Source organism: Leifsonia sp. 2MCAF36 (assembly GCF_052115525.1).
Taxonomy (GTDB): Bacteria; Actinomycetota; Actinomycetes; order Actinomycetales; family Microbacteriaceae; genus Leifsonia.
The window spans coordinates 1-1,820 of sequence record NZ_JBFRGV010000020.1 but is presented as its reverse complement, the minus strand read 5'-3'; the positions used below and the strand labels follow the sequence as shown (position 1 = coordinate 1,820).

Annotated in this window: 2 protein-coding genes and 1 pseudogene; all 3 read right to left on the bottom strand. The window is 65.1% G+C overall.

Translation table 11 applies throughout. The annotated features are described in order from the left end of the window. Positions 1-152: pseudogene (locus AB4079_RS19400) on the bottom strand (Dyp-type peroxidase); the annotation flags it as partial. A 309-nt stretch (positions 153-461) separates the two neighbouring features. Further along, on the bottom strand, positions 462-1,211 hold the full coding sequence (locus AB4079_RS19395; protein ID WP_441788969.1) for a hypothetical protein: 750 nt from the start codon (positions 1,209-1,211) through the stop codon (positions 462-464). Between the two features lie 363 nt (positions 1,212-1,574). Continuing rightward, on the bottom strand, positions 1,575-1,820 hold a 246-nt coding region (locus AB4079_RS19390), incomplete at its 5' end, for a Dyp-type peroxidase (protein WP_441787945.1).

Sequence of the window (1,820 nt, the reverse complement as noted above, 5' to 3'; positions counted from 1 at the left end):
CGCTCGATCACCCACAGCGCCCGCGAGTAGCCGATGAAGTAGGTGCCGAACTCGCCGTGGCCGGGTCGCCCGAACGGCATGTTGTCGCGGAGGATCTCGTGCTCGACGCCCGCCTCATCGACGATCGTCGCGAGCGTCTTGTGCGACTTTCGGCAAGCGTCACCCGGGGATGAGAGTCACCGTCCCGTCGCCCGTGTCATCGAATGTTGCAGCGGTCGCCACCCCCAGTGCCACCGCGACAACGATTGACAGGCTGAGCAGGACAATCGCGGTGGTGAGTATCGCCACCGAACGGGGCCGCTGGCGGGCCAATCGCACCGAGGCCCAAACCAAGAGGACAACCGCGCCGATGAGAGCGGGCCACACAATTGGGGCGACAATGCTGACTACGACGGAAGCGACCAACAGCCACCGGTCGGTCACGGCGGGGTGGGTTCGGGTCGCAGTGGAGGCGGTCATGGCTAGATGTTCTTCAGGCTCGCGCTGGTGAGCCTAGTGCCCTTGTAGACGAGCTGCTGCTGCTTGTTGGCGCTGAAGAAAGACCCCTTGAAGGCAAGCGACATGTTGTACTTGACCGTGCAGGTACCCTGACCGCCGGAGACGTAGTTGCTTTGGCTGGTGCTGATGTTCCAGACTCCGGCTGCCCCCGTAAACCATCCCGTGCATTCCAGGTTGCGGGTGACGTTGGTCGAGGTGGCCTCGAAGACGTAGCGCATATTGAACGTGCCCGTCGTGATCCCGAACAGGCTTGCGTTCACCGGGTAGGTTGCCGTGTACCGAGGCGCAGCCGCGGCCGTCTGGATGTGGAGCCCGCTGGTGGTAGTGCGTGCCGACGCTCGCTTGGTGTTGGCGGGGTTGCGATGCGCCGCCGTCTTAATGGAGCTGGCAATGTTGCGTGCCAGCGCCGGCTGTGCAGTGGTTCCGGTTCCCGCGGTCAGGGTCGGCGCACCAGCGTCGAACTCCATCACGGACAGCGGATTCTCCTCGATTGCGTCCGCGAGTCGCTCCTGCTCGGCTGGCGGCAGGTCATCGAACCGCTCTGTTAGCGCGGCATCGGTCTTGGCGTCGACTTTCAGGGTGTCCACGAACTCATTGAACACGGCCTCAGCCGAGTCGCGTGCCTCCTCTGCACTGGCCGCGGTGATTCCGGTCCCAAGGATCAGGCCCAGCGCAATGCCGCTTGCCGACGCCACCTTCGTCAGTCGGTTCATCTGAATCTCCCATTTCCGTTCGTCTTTGAACGCGCGATCCTCGTGTCCCTCACCCGAAGTTCGGAAGGGGCGGTGCAGCTCGCGACCTACAGGGAATGACCCCGTTACCCAGGAGGACGACGTATCGGTCGGATCGTGACGCGACATCCGCCGAGGTATTCGGGTATGCACGCAAAAAGCACCCCCGCTCCCTCTCCCCGCGGGAACAGTCGGGCTCATCGGCCTGCTCAATCCGGTGACCGGGATGGTGCTCGGTGCGATCATCGCCGCGGAGGCGCTCACGGTCCGTCAAGTCGCCGGTTTGGCGGTCGTGCTCGCCGGGATCGCGGTCGGGCAACTGGGCCGGTCCCGGCCTGTGCCCGCTCAGTCGCCGAGAGCCTCGAGGAACGATCGGGTCGGCGCGAAGAAGGTCACGCCGGTCGTGGCGGTGGAGAAGTCGAGGATGCGGTCGTAGCTGCCCGCCGGGTCGCCGACGAACATCCGCTCCAGCATCCGCTCGATCACCCACAGCGCCCGCGAGTAGCCGATGAAGTAGGTGCCGAACTCGCCGTGGCCGGGTCGCCCGAACGGCATGTTGTCGCGGAGGATCTCGTGCTCGACGCCCGCCTC

What these genes read in the sequence shown, in the direction of transcription:
- AB4079_RS19395 (WP_441788969.1), bottom strand. Translation starts at nt 1,211, where the DNA reads ATGAACCGACTGACGAAGGTGGCGTCGGCAAGCGGCATTGCGCTGGGC.